General features: G+C 65.0%; 16 protein-coding genes. 14 read left to right on the top strand and 2 right to left on the bottom strand.

The window, feature by feature from the left end; all coding sequences use genetic code 11:
- Position 1 precedes the first annotated feature (1 nt).
- On the top strand, positions 2-958 hold the full coding sequence (locus tag ACP7AL_RS10135; RefSeq protein WP_024919090.1) for an ArdC family protein: 957 nt from the start codon (positions 2-4) through the stop codon (positions 956-958).
- A gap of 47 nt (positions 959-1,005) precedes the next feature.
- Here ACP7AL_RS10135 and ACP7AL_RS10140 read toward each other — a convergent pair whose 3' ends face one another.
- Positions 1,006-1,215, bottom strand: a complete 210-nt coding sequence (locus ACP7AL_RS10140) for a hypothetical protein (RefSeq protein ID WP_152544103.1) — start codon at positions 1,213-1,215, stop codon at positions 1,006-1,008.
- A 352-nt stretch (positions 1,216-1,567) separates the two neighbouring features.
- On the opposite strand from ACP7AL_RS10140, the gene ACP7AL_RS10145 reads away from it, so the two are divergent.
- From ACP7AL_RS10145 to ACP7AL_RS10175, 7 genes are all read left to right on the top strand, one after another.
- A complete protein-coding gene (locus tag ACP7AL_RS10145) occupies positions 1,568-3,709 on the top strand; it encodes a ParB/RepB/Spo0J family partition protein (RefSeq protein WP_024919092.1) in 2,142 nt (713 codons plus the stop codon).
- Between the two features lie 116 nt (positions 3,710-3,825).
- On the top strand, positions 3,826-4,431 hold the full coding sequence (locus ACP7AL_RS10150) for a DUF6927 domain-containing protein (protein ID WP_024919093.1): 606 nt from the start codon (positions 3,826-3,828) through the stop codon (positions 4,429-4,431).
- A gap of 159 nt (positions 4,432-4,590) precedes the next feature.
- Positions 4,591-8,937: a strawberry notch-like NTP hydrolase domain-containing protein gene (locus ACP7AL_RS10155; protein WP_425991099.1), complete on the top strand. Its 4,347-nt coding sequence runs from the start codon at positions 4,591-4,593 to the stop codon at positions 8,935-8,937.
- On the top strand, positions 8,937-10,001 hold the full coding sequence (locus ACP7AL_RS10160; RefSeq protein WP_024922102.1) for a DUF7146 domain-containing protein: 1,065 nt from the start codon (positions 8,937-8,939) through the stop codon (positions 9,999-10,001). The genes ACP7AL_RS10155 and ACP7AL_RS10160 overlap by 1 nt, the downstream gene beginning before the upstream one ends.
- Before the next feature lie 348 nt (positions 10,002-10,349).
- Entirely contained in the window at positions 10,350-11,288 is a 939-nt protein-coding gene (locus tag ACP7AL_RS10165) for a DUF2493 domain-containing protein (protein WP_024922103.1), read from the top strand.
- Positions 11,289-11,315: 27 nt separating this feature from the next.
- Complete coding sequence (locus ACP7AL_RS10170) at positions 11,316-11,927, top strand: hypothetical protein (RefSeq protein ID WP_051472561.1); 612 nt, start codon at positions 11,316-11,318, stop codon at positions 11,925-11,927.
- 557 nt (positions 11,928-12,484) lie between these two features.
- Positions 12,485-12,808 carry a DUF736 domain-containing protein gene (locus ACP7AL_RS10175; RefSeq protein ID WP_184084148.1) on the top strand — a complete coding sequence of 108 codons (324 nt, stop codon included), beginning with the start codon at positions 12,485-12,487 and terminating at the stop codon, positions 12,806-12,808.
- A 114-nt stretch (positions 12,809-12,922) separates the two neighbouring features.
- Here ACP7AL_RS10175 and ACP7AL_RS10180 read toward each other — a convergent pair whose 3' ends face one another.
- Entirely contained in the window at positions 12,923-13,150 is a 228-nt protein-coding gene (locus ACP7AL_RS10180) for a helix-turn-helix domain-containing protein (RefSeq protein ID WP_024922051.1), read from the bottom strand.
- A gap of 217 nt (positions 13,151-13,367) precedes the next feature.
- Here ACP7AL_RS10180 and ACP7AL_RS10185 point away from each other — a divergent pair, with 217 nt between their 5' ends.
- The 6 genes from ACP7AL_RS10185 to ACP7AL_RS10210 all read left to right on the top strand — a co-directional run bounded on the left by ACP7AL_RS10185 (position 13,368) and on the right by ACP7AL_RS10210 (position 16,068).
- Positions 13,368-13,628: a DNA -binding domain-containing protein gene (locus ACP7AL_RS10185; RefSeq protein ID WP_024922050.1), complete on the top strand. Its 261-nt coding sequence runs from the start codon at positions 13,368-13,370 to the stop codon at positions 13,626-13,628.
- 170 nt (positions 13,629-13,798) lie between these two features.
- The gene (locus tag ACP7AL_RS10190; RefSeq protein ID WP_425991103.1) at positions 13,799-14,158 is read left to right on the top strand and encodes a transcriptional regulator domain-containing protein; all 360 of its coding nucleotides are present in this window, start codon (positions 13,799-13,801) and stop codon (positions 14,156-14,158) included.
- On the top strand, positions 14,076-14,579 hold the full coding sequence (locus tag ACP7AL_RS10195; protein ID WP_160166494.1) for a DUF2285 domain-containing protein: 504 nt from the start codon (positions 14,076-14,078) through the stop codon (positions 14,577-14,579). The genes ACP7AL_RS10190 and ACP7AL_RS10195 overlap by 83 nt, the downstream gene beginning before the upstream one ends.
- Positions 14,580-14,753: 174 nt before the next feature.
- The gene (locus ACP7AL_RS10200) at positions 14,754-15,029 is read left to right on the top strand and encodes a helix-turn-helix transcriptional regulator (RefSeq protein ID WP_024922047.1); all 276 of its coding nucleotides are present in this window, start codon (positions 14,754-14,756) and stop codon (positions 15,027-15,029) included.
- 2 nt (positions 15,030-15,031) lie between these two features.
- Complete coding sequence (locus ACP7AL_RS10205; protein WP_024922046.1) at positions 15,032-15,523, top strand: DUF2840 domain-containing protein; 492 nt, start codon at positions 15,032-15,034, stop codon at positions 15,521-15,523.
- Positions 15,520-16,068 (top strand): S26 family signal peptidase, encoded by a 549-nt coding sequence (locus ACP7AL_RS10210; RefSeq protein WP_024922045.1) that lies wholly within the window; start codon positions 15,520-15,522, stop codon positions 16,066-16,068. Before ACP7AL_RS10205 ends, ACP7AL_RS10210 begins: the two co-directional genes overlap by 4 nt.

Raw genomic sequence — 16,068 nt, forward strand, 5'->3', positions numbered from 1 at the left:
GATGTCCAGATATTATTCTCATGCGCGCGCCGACAAGGACCGGGCGAGCCTCTACGACGAAGTCACCGGCAAGATCATCGCCGAGTTGGAGGCGGGGCGGGTGCCCTGGGTCCAGCCGTGGGGCACCGCGGCGGCGAAGGCGGCGCTGGCGGTGCCGAAGAATGCCGCCACCGGCCGGCAATACAGTGGCGTCAATGTCCTGATCCTGTGGGGTGCCGTCATCGAACGCGGCTTTGCGGGACAGAGCTGGCTGACGTTCCGCCAGGCGCTCTCGCTCGGCGGCCATGTCCGTAAGGGCGAGCGCGGCACGACCGTGGTCTACGCCGACCGCTTCATTCCGAATGATGAGAAGAAGCGCGCGGCGGACACCGGCGACGAAGCGCAGGCCATTCCGTTCCTGAAACGCTTCACGGTGTTCAACACCGACCAGTGCGACGATCTGCCGGTGGAGATCGCCATTGCAGCGCCGCTGCCGCCGCCCGGCATGATTGAGCCGGTTGTCGAAGCACTGATCAAGGCGACCGGCGTCGATTTCCGGATCGGCGGCAATCGTGCCTTCTACATGCCGTCCGAAGACTATGTGCAGGTGCCGCCGCCGGCGGCTTATTTCGAGCCGATCAACTGGCACCGCACGGCGCTGCATGAACTCGGCCATGCCAGCGGTCATCCATCGCGTCTCAACCGCGATCTTGGTGGCAGCTACGGCACGAAAAAATATGCGTTCGAGGAACTCGTGGCGGAATTGAATGCGGCTTTCTGTTGCGCCTCGCTCGGGATCGTTCCGACCGTGCGGCACGCCGACTATATCGGCTCGTGGCTCGATGTCCTGCGTGAAGATAACCGGGCGATCGTGCGCGCTGCGAGCCAGGCCAGCAAGGCTGCCGACTACATCCTTGGCTTTCTGCCGACTGGGAACGCCTCAAGGGATGTGCCAGATGAGGAGAGGAAAGTGGCCTGATCACAGGATGCTTCGACAGAACCGGCCGACGGCGGAACGCGGCCGGTTTACTCCCCGGCGGGAAGCGGTTCGATGTAGGTTCGATGGAACGTGACCGGCGTGGTGTGTCCATCGAACAGGATGATGACCTGGTTTCTGGTCCGGGCTTTCCGAAGCACCGTCCCGACCTTTGCCGCCTGTTTGGGATTCCGCGCCTTTCCCAGTTCGCTGAGGCGAAACCGCGTCCCGGCCTCGAAGTTGTCTGTGTGACCCGCCATTTCGCCTGTTATCCGCAACCGCTCCCGGTCCTTTATCGTTGGGGCGAACATAGCCATCGGCGGCCTACTCACGCCCCCCATAAAGACAACTGAGCCGCCCCTAACATGAAATCTTTTCGCGCCCGGTTTGTTCAGCCTCGCTGACATCGCGGCGACGATATCGCCCGATGGCGGCAGCGCGCCCACGGCGGCGGCCAACAATCACTTCCCGCCGGATCGCGGCACGGGAGCGGTTCGCAGCCTCTGGCGTGTGCGTTCACCGGAAGCGCGAGAGGGAGAGGAGGGTGGGTTTTCCGTGACGGGTTGGAGGTCGAGAGAGAGGCTTTCGGCCGCCCGTTTCGGAGACACTGACATGGCAAAGGCCGTTCAGAAGATCAAGCTGTCGTCGTCGCGCGACATTCCCTTCAATAAACTGGTTCTGTCGCAGTCCAATGTGCGCAGGATCAAGGCCGGAATCTCGATCGAGGATTTGGCCGAGGACATCGCGCGGCGGACCCTGCTGCAGAGTCTCAATGTCCGGCCGGTGCTCGACGCCGAGGGCCAGGAAACCGGCATGTTCGAGGTGCCGGCGGGCGGTCGCCGCTACCGCGCGCTCGAACTGCTGGTGAAGCAGAAGCGTCTCGTTAGAACCGCGCCGGTTCCTTGCGTCGTGCGGGACGCTGATGCGGACGTCTCTGCCGAGGAAGACTCGCTGGCCGAAAACGTGCAGCGAGCAGCGCTTCATCCTCTCGATCAGTTCCGCGCGTTCCAGACTTTCCGCGAGCAGGGGCAGTCCGACGAGGATATTGCCGCCAGGTTCTTCGTCTCGGTCAATGTCGTGAAGCAGCGGCTGCGGCTCGCGTCCGTGGCGCCGAGCCTGCTTGACGTCTACGCCGAAGACGGCATGACGCTCGAACAGCTCATGGCGTTCACCGTCACCGGCGATCACGCCCGCCAGGAGCAGGTGTGGGAGACTGTCAGCAAATCCGGAAACGACGAGGCTTACCAGATCCGGCGCATGCTGACGGAGAGCACGGTTCGCGCCTCCGACAGGCGGGCACAATTCGTCGGCGTCGAGGCTTATGAAGCCGCCGGCGGCACAGTGCTGCGCGACCTGTTCGAAAGCGATGATGGCGGCTGGCTCCAGGACGTGCCGCTGCTGGAGCGCCTCGTCACCGACAAGCTGAAGACCGAGGCGGAGACGATCGCGGCCGAAGGCTGGAAGTGGATCGATGTCGCCATCTGCTTCCCCTACGGCCACGACCACGGCATGCGCGAACTTGCGGGCGTGCCGGCCGACCTCACCGCCGATGAGCAGTCTACATACGACGCGCTGCGCTCCGAATATGCGACGCTTGAGGCGAAATATCAGGACGCGGACGAACTGCCCGACGAGGTCGATGTCCGCCTCGGCGAAATCGAAGAGGCCATCGCCGCCTTCGAGAACCGTCCCCATGTGTTCGACCCGGCGGAAATCGTTCACGCTGGCGCCTTCGTCAGCATCGACTCCGAAGGAGAACTTCTGGTCGAACGCGGCTATGTGCGCGACGAGGACGAAGCGGCGTATCGCGCCGCTTTAGTGGAGCCCGAATCTGGCGAAGAGGGCGATGATGACGACGGCCGCGTGGAGGGTGGCGAACCGGGGAGCGCACCCCGCGCCGTGATCACGGTCGGCCGCGGTCAACCCGAGGCCGACGATGATGAGGACGACGGCATCAAACCGTTGCCCGATCGCCTCGTCATGGAACTGACGGCCCATCGCACCCTCGCGCTGCGGGACGCACTTGCGAACAACCCGCATGTTGCGATGACCGCGCTTCTGCACAAGCTCTGCACCGATGCCTTCTTTACGGCCTATGTGCCCGGCTGCATCGAGGCAGCGGTCCGGCACGTCCAGTTGCCGGCGCAGGCACCTGGTTTGAAAGACAGCGCTTCGGCGACGTCGATCGACGAGCGTCACAAGGCCTGGTCGGCCGACATGCCGGACGATGAAGCCGCATTATGGGACTGGCTCGCCGCGCTCGACGAGGCCAGCCGCACGACGTTGCTCGCGCATTGCGTCTCCTTCGGCGTGAACGCGCTGTTCGAGAAGGTCGATCGTTACGATGGCAACGGCGTGTCGTCGCACGGTCTGCGCCGCCGCCTCGACCAGGCCGATCGTCTGGTGCGGGCGGTCAATCTTAACATGGTGGAAGCCGGATGGCGGCCGACGGTCGAGAACTATCTCGGGCGCGTCACCAAGAGCCGCATTCTCGAGGCGGTGCGTGAAGCCAAAGGCGAATCCTCCGCCCAGCTCATCGACCATCTCAAGAAGGGCGAAATGGCGAAGGAGGCCGAGCGGCTGCTCGGCGACACCGGCTGGCTCCCCGAGCCGCTGCGTCCTGCCGAGACCACGTCGGAATCGAACGACTCTGGAACTGCCGCGGACCCGCTGCCCGAATTCCTCACCGATGACGGTGAGGAGTCTGACGAGACGGCCGAAGACGAGCACGCGCACGCCGTCGCCGCCGAATGACCCGATCCCGCGGGGCGGCTCCGGCCGTCCCGCGTCCTTCCAGCATTTCACCCCTTAAGCCCGGCCACCGCGCCGGGCTTTTCGCATTTCACAACCTGTTCGAAAGGAGACCCCTCATGGGTTGGCTCTATATGCAATCGCTGGGCGGTTATTGCGGTCCGCGCCAGTATCTCGACGAACAGTTCACTTTCGACCGTCCAGACGGGACGTCGAAAGTGCTGCGATCCGCGCTCGTTGGCATGCGGGTCTACTATGCTGCCATTGAGCACATCCGCCCCGAGACGTCCGAACGGATCGTGTTCGCTGCCGTCTGTCTCATTCACTACAATCCTCGCGACCGCGAGGGCTATATCTTCGGCTACAAGGACATGGACGAAACAGTCGGGCCGAACGAAGCGAATTGTCCGGAGGCAATTCTCAATCTGCTGACGCCCACCAAGTATGCCTATGCCCAGGCATGGCGTGCTCGCTGCCGGGAGAATGCGGCCGCGCGGCGCGCGTTGTCGTGCAAGCCAACGCCACGGCCCGGTCAGACCATTGTTTTCGATACGGCGCTCTCGTTCTCCGACGGCCGCAGCCTCGACAGGTTCGAGGTTGTCGCCAATCCCCGCAGTCATCGCACCGTGTTGTTTCGCGCTGTCGATAGCGGCGGGCTCTATCGCATCAGCAACGTCAAACGTCTCACCTACAGTCTGATTGATCCGGGAGGATCGCATCCGTAGTCGGCGGTCTGACCGCGAAGGGGCCGGCGTGATCGCGCCGGCCCTTTCTTTTTGGCGGCTGCTGAAAGGGAGAGGCGGGCCGGGACGGGTTTGAGCCGCCGCGGAGAAAGAGAGCGTCCGGGCGGCCGATCCGTCCCCGCTCTCGGTAAGGCTCCCATCATGTCGCAATTGTCCTCTTCCGCGGCCGTCGCTGCGGCCGCGCCGGTTTGCGCCCCGGCAGATCCCGCCGTTGCCATCGTCGCTGCTGCGCAGCTCCTCGCTCCCCATCTCGAATCCGGCCGCCGCATCGATGCCGCGATCCTGCGCGCCGCGATGCAAACCACCTTCGGCGGCTCCGACAGCGACGGCGCCTGGACCTGGAAGCTGGCCTATGAAGCCTGCGAGGCCGCCATGGTTCTGTTCCTGCGCAAGTTCGGTCCCGCCATGCGGGCGAAGGCGGTTTCTCCTGCTGCAATGCTGCCGATGCTCGCCAAAGTTTCCGTTCTTCTTCCCACCCATACGCGCCGCTCCGAAGAGAGCGAGGCGCTTCAGCAATTCTCGACCCCGGTTGCGCTGGGATACGCTGCAAGCGTCGCGGCTGCGATCACGCCCGCCGATGTTCTGCTCGAACCCTCGGCGGGAACGGGGTTGCTTGGCGTATTCGGTGAACTCGCCGGCGCATCGCTGGTGCTGAATGAGTTCGCCGAGACGCGCGCGGCCATCCTCACGCAGCTCTTTCCCGCCGTGTCCACGACGCAGCACGACGCAGCCCACATCGACGATCATCTCGACAGCGGCCTCGTGCCGAGCGTCATTCTGATGAATCCGCCATTCTCCGCCGCGGTGCATGTTGACCGCCCCGTCGCGGACGCTGCCCTTCGCCATGTCGCGTCGGCGCTCGACCGGCTGGCCGACGGCGGGCGCTTGGTCGCTATCACCGACGCCAATGTCGCGCCCGATCATCCGGCCTGGCACGACGCCTTCGTTCGGCTGCAGGAGCGAGGCCGCATCGTGTTCTCGGCGGCGATCGACGGCGCGGTCTATGCCAAGCACGGCACCACGACGCCGACCCGGCTGACCGTGATCGACAAGATGCCGGCCACTGACCCTGGCGTATGTCCGGCGTCCTGCGGCGTCGCGCGCGATGTTGCGACGTTGCTCGGTTGGATCGGCGAACACGTTCCGCCCCGGCTTCCCGCCACCGGCACCGCGCGTGCGCCAATGGCGCCGTCTGCCGCCGTTCCCCGCACGGTGCGCGGCTATCTGGCGCGGGCCGCGTCGGGGGCGGTGGCGAAAGCATCCGCCGCCGAGCCGGAGGCGATCGAACTCGCCTACGAGACTGTCGATTGGACGCCTCGTGAGGGGGCGCGCCTGACGGACGCGATCTATGAGGAATACGCGCTCCAGTCGATCCGCGTGCCGGGCGCAAAGCCGCACCCGACGAAGCTCGTGCAGTCAGCCGCAATGGCGTCGGTCGCCCCGCCGGTTCCGGCCTATCGCCCGCATCTACCGTCAAGCATCATCTCTGGCGGACTGCTCTCGGACGCGCAGCTCGAATCCGTCATCTACGCGGGCGAAGCGCACGCCGACGTTCTCGCCGGCTGCTGGAGCGTCGACGACACCTTCGACCGCGTCACCGCGGCGCGCGACGATGCAGAGAACGCGGTGCGGTTTCGGCGCGGCTTCTTTCTCGGCGACGGCACCGGCGCCGGCAAGGGCCGCCAAGTCGCCGGCATCGTTCTCGACAACTGGCTCAAGGGCCGCCGCCGTGCGGTTTGGATCAGCAAATCCGACAAGCTGATCGAGGATGCGCAGCGGGACTGGCTGGCGCTGGGCCAGGAGCGCCTCCTGATCACGCCGCTGTCGCGCTTCCGGCAGGGAACGCCGATCCGGCTCGGTGAAGGCATCCTTTTTACGACCTATGCCACGCTACGCTCCGACGAGCGCGGCGAGAAGCTTTCGCGCGTCCAGCAAATCCTCCAATGGTTGGGATCCGATTTCGACGGCGTCATTGTGTTCGACGAAAGCCACGCGATGCAGAATGCGGCGGGAGGCAAGGGCGAGCGCGGCGACCAGGCGGCGTCGCAGCAAGGGCGCGCCGGCCTGCGGCTCCAGCACGCCTTGCCGAATGCGCGCGTGCTTTATGTGTCGGCGACCGGCGCCACCACCGTTCACAACCTGGCCTATGCCCAGCGGCTTGGGCTGTGGGGCGGGGAGGACTTTCCCTTTGCGTCCCGCGCCGAATTCGTCGAGGCGATCGAGAGCGGCGGCGTTGCGGCGATGGAGGTGCTGGCCCGCGACCTCAAGGCGCTCGGCCTCTATACAGCCCGTTCGCTGTCCTATGACGGCGTCGAATACGAACTGGTTGAACACAGGCTGACGAACGAACAGATCCGCATCTACGACGACTATGCCGGTGCGTTTTCGGTCATTCACAACAATCTCGACGCCGCCATGCGGGCGGCCAATGTCACCGGCGAAACCGGTACGCTGAACGCCCAGGCGAAATCCGCGGCGCGCTCGGCTTTCGAGAGCACGAAGCAGCGCTTCTTCAATCATCTCATCACCGCCATGAAAACACCGACGCTGATTGCGTCCGTCGAGCGCGACCTGAAAGCCGGTCATGCTGCCGTGATCCAGATCGTCTCGACCGGCGAAGCGTTGATGGAGCGACGCCTTGCCGAAATTCCGACCGAAGAGTGGGGCGACGTGCAGGTCGACATCACGCCGCGCGAATACGTCCTCGACTATCTCGCGCACAGCTTTCCGACCCAGCTCTACGAGCCGTTCACCGACGGCGAAGGCAACCTGTCGTCGCGTCCGGTCTTCCGCGACGGTCAGCCGGTGCAGAGCCGCGACGCGGTCGCACGCCGGGATCGCATGATCGAGAAGCTCGCCTCGTTGCCGCCTGTGCATGGCGCGCTCGACCAGATCGTGCAGCGTTTCGGCACCGATCAGGTCGCAGAAGTCACCGGGCGGTCGCGCCGCATCGTGCGGAAGACCGGCGCCTCGTCCGACCGCTTGATGGTGGAGAACCGCGCCGGATCGGCCAACCTCGCCGAAACCCAGGTGTTCATGGACGACCTCAAGCGCATCCTGGTGTTCAGCGACGCCGGCGGCACAGGACGCAGCTACCACGCCGAACTGTCCGCCCGAAACCGGCGGCTGCGCATACATTATCTATTGGAGGCCGGGTGGAAGGCCGATGCCGCCATTCAGGGGCTGGGCCGCACCAACCGCACCAATCAGGCGCAGCCGCCGCTGTTCCGGCCGATCGCCACGAACGTCAAGACCGAGAAGCGGTTCCTTTCGACCATCGCGCGCCGTCTCGACACGCTCGGCGCCATCACCAAGGGCCAGCGCCAGACCGGCGGGCAGGGCCTGTTCCGCGCCGAGGATAATCTGGAGAGCCATTACGCGCGCGACGCGCTGCGGCAACTCTATCTCCTGATCGTCGGCGGCAAGGTCGAAGGCTGCTCGCTGCAAGTCTTCGAAGGTGCGACCGGGCTGAAGCTCATGGATGCGAACGGCATCAAGGACGAGCTGCCGCCCATCACGACGTTCCTCAACCGTCTTCTGGCTCTGACGATCGACTTGCAGAACATTCTATTCGCGGCGTTCGAGCAACTGCTCGCCGCCCGCATCGAAGGCGCGATTGCGTCCGGCACGTTCGACGTCGGTCTGGAGACCCTGACGGCGGAGAGCTTCGCCGTCACCAGCCGGCAGACAATCTACACCCATCCCGGCACCGCCGCTGAGACGCAGCTTCTCACGATCACGCAGCGCCAGCGCAACAGTCCCGTTACACTCGATGATGCGCTGGAGCGGTTGTCTGATCCGCGGGTGTTGCTGCTGATCAACACCCAGTCGGGCCGCGCCGCTGTGCAGGTGCCGGCGCGCAGCATCATGCTCGACGACGGGGAGGTCGAACGGCGCGTTCGCCTGATCCGCCCGATGGAGCAGCCGGTCATGCCATTGGGGGCGATGCCGCAGACCCATTGGCAGGAAGCCGACCGCGCCGTCTTCGCCCGTGCGTGGTCGGGGGAACTCGCCGCACTTCCGGAGTTCACCGACAGCGAAATCCATATCGTCGCCGGACTGTTGCTTCCGATCTGGAAGCGGCTGCCGCAGGAATCCACCCGCGTCTATCGCCTCCAGACCGACGACGGCGCCCGCATCATCGGCCGCAAGGTGCCGCCAGCCTGGGTCGCGAACATGACGGGGGCCGCTCCGTCATCGCTCGCTCCTGAATCGGTGTTTGCGGCATTGCTCGATGGCCGCACCATCATCGAACTTGCCGAGGGCCTGCAGCTCCGGCGCGTGCGCGTGATGGGAGCCAACCGGATTGAACTCTCCGGCTTCACCGACGCCATGCGCGAGCGGCTCACGGCCTATGGCCTGTTTCACGAGATCATCTCGTGGAAGTTGCGGATGTTCGTTCCCGTCGACCGCAACGGACCGGGCGTGCTCGCCAAGGTGCTCGACCGTTATCCGGTGGCCCGTGTGGCCGAGCGCGAGGCGGCCTGATCATGCGTCAGGATGCCTCCGATCTCGCGCGCCGCCTCACAAGACATGCAGAGGCGGTGTGCCGTATCCATCTGTCGAACGGGCGCCGCGAAGGGCGTTACTGGCTGGTGGGTGACGTCAAGAACACGCCGGGGCGATCGCTGTTCGTGCGCCTGACCGGAGCCGAATCCGGGAAAGGCGCGGCGGGAAAGTGGACCGATGCCGCGACCGGCGAGCACGGCGATCTGTTCGACATCATCCAGATGGCGGGCAGCCTTCCGTTCCGCGACGCCGCCCGCGAAGCGCGCCGCATCCTCAGCCTGCCGCCACCGCTTCCCGAGCCCGATCACGGACTCCGGCGAGCCGCGGCGCCGACCGGATCGCCCGAGGCGGCACAACGCCTGTGGGCAATCTCGCAACCGATCGCCGGCACGCTCGCCGAGATTTATCTGCACCAGCGTGGCCTCACGCGCCTGCATGAGACCGCGAGCCTGCGGTTTCATCCGCGCTGCTACTTTCGCCCCGAGGGGCATGGTCCGACCGAGACCTTGCCGGCCCTGATTGCCGCAGTCACTAACCGCGATCGCTGCATTACCGGCCTGCACCGCACCTGGCTTAATCCGTCAGGATTCGATCCGGTGACGCTCGGCAAGGCCGCGATCGACACGCCACGCCGCGCGATGGGCGATCTGCTCGGACACGCCGTGCGTTTCGGTGCGGTGGATGACGTTGCCGCCGCAGGCGAGGGCATCGAGACCATGCTGTCGCTGCGCATGGTTGTGCCAATGATGCCGATGCTCAGTGCGCTCTCGGCCGCGCATCTCGCTGCCATCCTGTTTCCGGCCCGACTACGCCGTCTCTATGTCGCCCGCGACGATGATCCTGCCGGCAATACGGCGCACGACACGCTGATCGATCGAGCCCGCGAGGCCGGCATCGACGCGATCCCGCTGGCGCCGGCACTCGGCGATTTCAACGACGATTTGCGGCTGCTCGGCGAGGATACGCTGCGGGCCGCAATTCGGCTCCAACTCCTCCCGCAGGACGTCGCCCGCTTCATGCTGACGCCCGATCGGGTCCGCTAAGGGAGGGCGGGGGCGGTGCGGCGGGCTTGCGGGTCGTGCGGCAGCTCCCGGTCTCGGAAAGGGCCGCGCAGCCGGCCTTCTTGAGAGGCGCCGTTTTGCGGCAAACGGTCGGGCCCGGCAATGCCTGCGGCGCGGCTATTTTCCGCCGCGCGCCGCCGAAGGGCACTCACATTATTCATAGGACGACGGCGCGCTTTGCATCGCGAAGCAAAATAGCCGCGCCTCCGGCATCCTCCGCTTTGCTCCGGCCACGGCGCTGCGCGCCGTGGTGCAAGTCTGGCCCGTCCGCCGCCTTTCGTCGCCATGAAGGCCGCGATGGGCGCGGCCGATCCGACAAGGAGCACCGTCATGACGACCGACCACGACCGCACCGAGGCCACGCCATCCGTCACCGAACACGCGCTCGACGAACTTCAGCTTTACGGTTACCGCCCCTTCGAGGACGAGCCGGACACGCGACCACTTCCCGAAGGGCGCATGATCGCAGGCGCCGTCGCCGACATCTTCGACGCTCTCGTCGTGAGCCTGCGCGACACCAGGCTCGAGCCGGACCTCGACGATCTGCTCTGGTCGACCGTCAACATCTTTCACCGTGCCGGCGAGAGGATCGCACGCCAGCTCGACGACAACGAACAGGCGCAGCGGCGCTGCCAGACCGAACAGGACGGCAGCGAGATTCGCTCGGTCGAACTCGAACGCCTCATCGCCGAAGGTCTCACCCTTGTCGAGCGCCGCAACAGCATGGAGCTGTTCCGCGATCAGTCCGCCGACCTCTACGCCCGGTACAGCGGGTCGCACTGGCATCCGCGCTCCGGATCGAAGGTCAGCCATCGCACGATGACGGCCGCGATGATCGACAGTCGCGACTTCATCGCGGCAAAACGCCGAGCCGAAACCGAGATCATGCTGCCGCCAGGTCCGAAGGTCGCCTTCAGCGGTGGCGCTGACTGCAACGATCATCACGCCATCTGGGGTCGACTCGATCAGGTCCACACCAGGCATCCCGACATGGTGCTGTTGCATGGCGGATCGCCGAAGGGCGCCGAACGCATTGCCGCCCGCTGGGCCGATCACCGCAAGGTTCCGCAGATCGCATATCGCCCCGATTGGGACAGGCACGCCAAGGCCGCGCCGTTCAAGCGCAACGATGCAATGCTCGCGGCCTTGCCGATCGGCGTTCTGGTCACACCCGGTACGGGAATCCAGGCGAACATCATCGACAAGGCTCGTCGTCTTGGCATCCCGGTGTTCAAGATCGGCAAACCTGCCACCGCGGGCGGCGCGTAAGCGCCGCCTCAGTTTCCGAAAATCACAATGCGCGACTGGCGCGACGGCTCGCCGCGCCATGCGGATCTGCGTCACCACTATGACGACGACAGCAGGAATTCGCTTGGTGGGCACAGTGCCATCCATTACACCTATCAACGTGCCGTGGAGGTGGTGGAAGGCACAAACCCTGTCATTCTGTCACGGGAGCATCCACCCATGCTTACGCTCGCGATTCCACTCAGCATCGTCGGCCTCGGCGTCTTCTGCTGGATTCTTTACAGCCTTGCCGTCTATGCGTTGCCGTTCTTCATCGGTCTGTCCGTCGCTTTCTATGCTCACGTGACCGGAGCCGGAGCGGCCGGTGCGATCATCCTCGGCCTTCTCAGCGCCGGCTTCGTTCTCGCTATCGGACAAACGGCGTTCGCGACTGCGCATTCACCTGTCCTGCGCATTGTTCTGGGATTGACGTTTACCATTCCGGCGTCGCTCGCCGGTTATTATGCGAGCCTCACGCTTGGAGGACTCACGATCCCATCCGAGGGATGGCGCCATGTCTTCGCGCTTGTCGACGCTGTTGCCATCGGCGCGACGGCCTGGCTGCGCCTTGCAGCGATGCCCGCCGGTGTGGAGGCATATCGTCTGCCCGTCCAGTCATAGCGTTGGCGGCTCGGCAACCAGAACGCATGGTATCCCGGCCGTCTTCGGTTCGCCGCTGATCGGCACGATGACGGTGTCGGCAACGACCATCGAGACCGGGCACGTTATCGGATCGCTGCCGGCCGCGCGTCGGCCCGGACGAGAAGCGGGCCAGACGCGCGTGCGTGTCTTTGCTGCTCTCGGGCGGCGAATACGACGCTATCGCCGTGCCGGGTGAGGGATGCGCCGGCGCGCTTTTGGCCTTTGCTTCTGGGCGCGTTCGCCGCGTCTCCTTGCCTGATCCTGTTCCGAGAAGCGCGTCCATTCACGTCTACGATGGCCTGACCTTGGCCGGACAACGGCTGCGCCTCGATCGACTGGCCGCAATGCCGTCGTTCAACTTTCTTCCCCTGGCGGCTGCGCCGCCATTCCTCGCGAGACAAGAAAGTTGCCCGCCTGGCATCCTCCGCTGCGCTTCGGTCCTAAAAGCGGATGCGGCGTCGCTCGTCTCCAGCCTGTCGGTCGCCATCGAGACCGCGATAGTCGCGGCTCGGAAACAGAGAGCAAGGAGAACTATCATGGCGAACATCGGCACCTTCACGAAGACCGAAAACGGCTTCACCGGCGAGATCGTCACCCTCAGCCTCAAGGCCAAGAACGTCCGCCTCGTCGGTGAACCGGCGAGCAGCAACGAGAACGCGCCGTCCCACCGCATCTATGTCGGCCGAGTCGAGATCGGCGCCGCTTGGGCCAAGCGCTCCACCGAGGGTCGCCCGTATCACTCGGTCAAGCTCGACGACCCGAGCTTCACCGGCCCAATCTACGCGAACCTGGTCGAAGACGAGGCCGGCGAGACGCAGACGCTGATCTGGTCCCGCCCCCGCAAGGCCAACGCCGACTGACCAGCCGGCTCCCGATGCCCCGCCGCAAGGCGGGGCATCGCTCCTGTCCTGCATCCAGGTCGCGGCCTCCGCACGGCCGCGCGGCCTTTTTCGCGCTCAGCAGAGAGTCATCGCTTAGCTCTTGCCGCGCGCCGAAGTGCGCCGCAGCAATTCGTCAGGTTCGATGCCGAGGACGTTTGCCAGCTTCTCGACCGTGTCGATGCTGGCGGCATAGGTGCCGCGCTCCAGCGAACTGATATAAGTCCGGTCGACGTCCGCATCATGCGCCAGCGCCTCTTGCGACAGGCTTTTGGCCTGCCGGGCACGGCGCAGATTGCGAGCAAACACGTCCCGTAAACGCATGCGGTGAGTGTTCGGCTTGTAGAGTATTCCACCACGGAGTATTTTCGACAAAATGCTCCAGCCCGCCGTTCCAAACTCCAAGGCTCGCCTCGGGACTGTCGGGTTTGGAAGCGCCAGCGGACAACCAGGTCCTTGATAGTCGCAATTCTGTCATGGCGGCGCGGCATCTCTGTCTTAGGGTCGCCCGCCATCCATGCTCAATCGGAATGGACCACCTATGGCGACAGACGCTTTCGATGATCAACCGCCCGATGTGCCGCATCTGACGCCCTACGATGAGGGGCATGTCGAGATCTACCTTCGCTTGCTCGATGCCGATCACGAAGGGGCCGATTGGCGCGAGGCGGTGCAGATCATCTTCGGGATTGATCCGGACAAAGAGCCCGAACGCGCGCGGCGCGTGCATGACAGCCATCTTGCACGGGCGCGCTGGATGACCACAACCGGCTATCGCGGCTTCCTCAAGCCGCCGCAGTAGACTGAAATATCGAACATTTTTGCCGCCGGCTCCCGCCACCGGGGCGGCGTGACCTGCTGCCCCTGCAAAACGCTTTGCACCCGCGACTCTTCTGGCCTGCACAGGTCCCCGGAATACTCCGCAACGGGACGGCCCATGACTCTCTTCACGCAGATTGCTGGAGGTACGGCATGCCGGATCACGGAGGTTGGCGATCAGCCGACGCAAGCGGCTATCTGAAGCACGCGCAGCGTCTCGGACTGGCGTGGGAATTCCTGCGGCGCAATTCTGACTACCGCCGTGATTTCGAGGCGATGAGCCGCATGTTGGAAACCGGAAATCAGAACGATCTGGAGGCGGTCCTGGCGCTCGTTCGGCGCTGGGGCCTGGGCTTTCCCTTGCGACCCGGCGCTCCGGTGCAACCAGGCCCGGGCCGTCTGGGATGTCGCAGTTCAACCCGCGGCCGTCGTGTTCCACACCAGCCCGGTGGCGAGCAGCAGCAGCCTTCATCCCGACGTCTTTCCAAGCGCGGTTCTGGCAATCGCACATAGGGGCAATCAGCACGCGCTGTGGCCTGACAATGGCGATCTCCAGCAGGTCATGATCAGCGGCACGATCGCCGCCGACGCGCCGGTCGCAGCGTCGGTGACGATGGACGCCATTACCCCGCACCGCCTCATTGCTACCCTTCGGGTGTGGCATCGGCTGCAGGGCAATCCTGCGACAAAGCCTGTCCTGCCACTGACGCAACAGCAGCGTCGTCGCCTCATTCTCATGCTGCGTGCGCTTGATGGCTGGCAGGAACATGCGACTTACCGCGAACTTGCGGAAGTCCTTCTCGATCCCGGCGTGCGGCATCAAAGCCGCCGGGACTGGCTGACATCGTCGACGCGGGCGCAGATCATTCGCATCGTCCGTGACGCCATCGGCCGCATGCAAGGCGGCTATCTCGATCTTCTGCTCGGCTACTAGCGCGCAGCCAGCGGACGCCAGCAGTCGCACAGACACCGTGCCGACGTTCTAAGGGGGGATGGACAAAATCACGAGCGCCATCTTCGTCATCCTCCCAAGGCCCCCGATTACGCCAGACTGCGCGCATTCCACCGAGATACGTCGACGGTGGTGGTTTGTTGCGGATCGCGCACCATGGCCGACAAGGATCAATTCGAACGGTTTCTGCGCACGCCGGAGGCGGCTCGTTTGCTCGGGCTTTCGCCGCGGACGCTGGAAAAGCATCGCACCTACGGCACCGGTCCACGTTACCGCAAACTCGGCGGACGTGTCGTCTATGCGATCGCGGATATTCGCGCCTGGGCCGATATTGGCTTGCGGGAGTCGACCAACGATCCCAACGCGCGCGTCATTCCCGCTGCCAAGCCGCTCGTCCTCAAGCTGACACCACGCACGGGCGGGACGCGATGATCATGCTCGCGAACCGCGCAGCCCACACCGCCGATATGCGCACCGATGTCGATCTCGTCTGGCGCGCCAAAAGAATCGAGCATCGCCTACGCTTCGGCCATCCTGCTGCCATTCAGCATCTTGACCGCGAACGCCGGCGCGCAAGCTTTGCGCCCGGAGCCGTCTTCGCCGTGTTGCGCTGGACCGGAAACACCTACGGCACGACCTCGTCGCGGATCGATATCCTGCGCGCCGTCGGACACGGCGAGGGCTTCACCACGGTGCCGCTTGTCGCGCCGGGCGCCGCCGTCCTGTTGTCGCTGACCGCCTGGCCGAAGATCGAACGCGCGCTTCAGGCCATCGATGCCGTCGAGGCTCTCGGTATCGACCCTGCCGACGTTGCGCCGGATCACTGGCTGCACATTCACAACCGCCTCAGCGTTGGCGAGACGCCGCGACGCTACACGCCGGGCCGCCATCAGGCCTGGCTGAAACGCCGAAAGATCGCGCTATGAATCCCCGCTGGCGCGCCATTCTGATTGCGGCCATCGGCATCGGTGCGATCGGCGCAAGTGCGCCTGACCGCACGCCGCATTACATCTGGAATCTCACACCCAGTATTCCGCGCGGACTCTATCGTCTGGACCCGGACGCAGATGTCACTGTGACGACATTGGTGGCCGTCCGGCTTCCCGAGCCGCTCGCCACCGCGCTCGATCTCAACGGCTACCTGCCGCTTGGCGTCCCGCTTCTCAAACGCGTGGTGGCTTTGCCAGGGCAGGAGGTCTGCCGCGCCAATGTCACCATAACGGTTGATGCGGTCGCGCTGCCTTCGCCATCGCGGCTGCGTGACAGCCGCAATCGTCCGCTTCCGTCATGGCAAGGCTGCCATTGCGTCGGCGACGACGAAATCTTTCTCATGAACTGGGACAGCGACGACAGCCTCGACGGCCGCTACTTCAGCGTCCTGCCGCGCAGCGCGGTCATCGCGCGCGCTGTTCCCGTGTGGACCGACGAAGACGGCGATGGCCGCTTCATCTGGTTCGCGCCAACCGACTGA

Source organism: Afipia sp. DC4300-2b1, from assembly GCF_049895725.1.
GTDB classification, from domain to species: domain Bacteria; phylum Pseudomonadota; class Alphaproteobacteria; order Rhizobiales; family Xanthobacteraceae; genus Afipia; species Afipia broomeae.

Excerpts from the sequence above, each read along its gene's own strand:
- ACP7AL_RS10135 (WP_024919090.1), top strand. The coding sequence starts at position 2 with ATGTCCAGATATTATTCTCATGCGCGCGCCGACAAGGACCGGGCGAGC.
- ACP7AL_RS10140 (WP_152544103.1), bottom strand. The coding sequence starts at position 1,215 with ATGGCGGGTCACACAGACAACTTCGAGGCCGGGACGCGGTTTCGCCTC.
- ACP7AL_RS10145 (WP_024919092.1), top strand. The coding sequence starts at position 1,568 with ATGGCAAAGGCCGTTCAGAAGATCAAGCTGTCGTCGTCGCGCGACATT.
- ACP7AL_RS10150 (WP_024919093.1), top strand. The coding sequence starts at position 3,826 with ATGGGTTGGCTCTATATGCAATCGCTGGGCGGTTATTGCGGTCCGCGC.
- ACP7AL_RS10155 (WP_425991099.1), top strand. The coding sequence starts at position 4,591 with ATGTCGCAATTGTCCTCTTCCGCGGCCGTCGCTGCGGCCGCGCCGGTT.
- ACP7AL_RS10165 (WP_024922103.1), top strand. The coding sequence starts at position 10,350 with ATGACGACCGACCACGACCGCACCGAGGCCACGCCATCCGTCACCGAA.
- ACP7AL_RS10170 (WP_051472561.1), top strand. The coding sequence starts at position 11,316 with ATGCGCGACTGGCGCGACGGCTCGCCGCGCCATGCGGATCTGCGTCAC.
- ACP7AL_RS10175 (WP_184084148.1), top strand. The coding sequence starts at position 12,485 with ATGGCGAACATCGGCACCTTCACGAAGACCGAAAACGGCTTCACCGGC.
- ACP7AL_RS10180 (WP_024922051.1), bottom strand. The coding sequence starts at position 13,150 with ATGCGTTTACGGGACGTGTTTGCTCGCAATCTGCGCCGTGCCCGGCAG.
- ACP7AL_RS10185 (WP_024922050.1), top strand. The coding sequence starts at position 13,368 with ATGGCGACAGACGCTTTCGATGATCAACCGCCCGATGTGCCGCATCTG.
- ACP7AL_RS10190 (WP_425991103.1), top strand. The coding sequence starts at position 13,799 with ATGCCGGATCACGGAGGTTGGCGATCAGCCGACGCAAGCGGCTATCTG.
- ACP7AL_RS10200 (WP_024922047.1), top strand. The coding sequence starts at position 14,754 with ATGGCCGACAAGGATCAATTCGAACGGTTTCTGCGCACGCCGGAGGCG.
- ACP7AL_RS10205 (WP_024922046.1), top strand. The coding sequence starts at position 15,032 with ATGCTCGCGAACCGCGCAGCCCACACCGCCGATATGCGCACCGATGTC.
- ACP7AL_RS10210 (WP_024922045.1), top strand. The coding sequence starts at position 15,520 with ATGAATCCCCGCTGGCGCGCCATTCTGATTGCGGCCATCGGCATCGGT.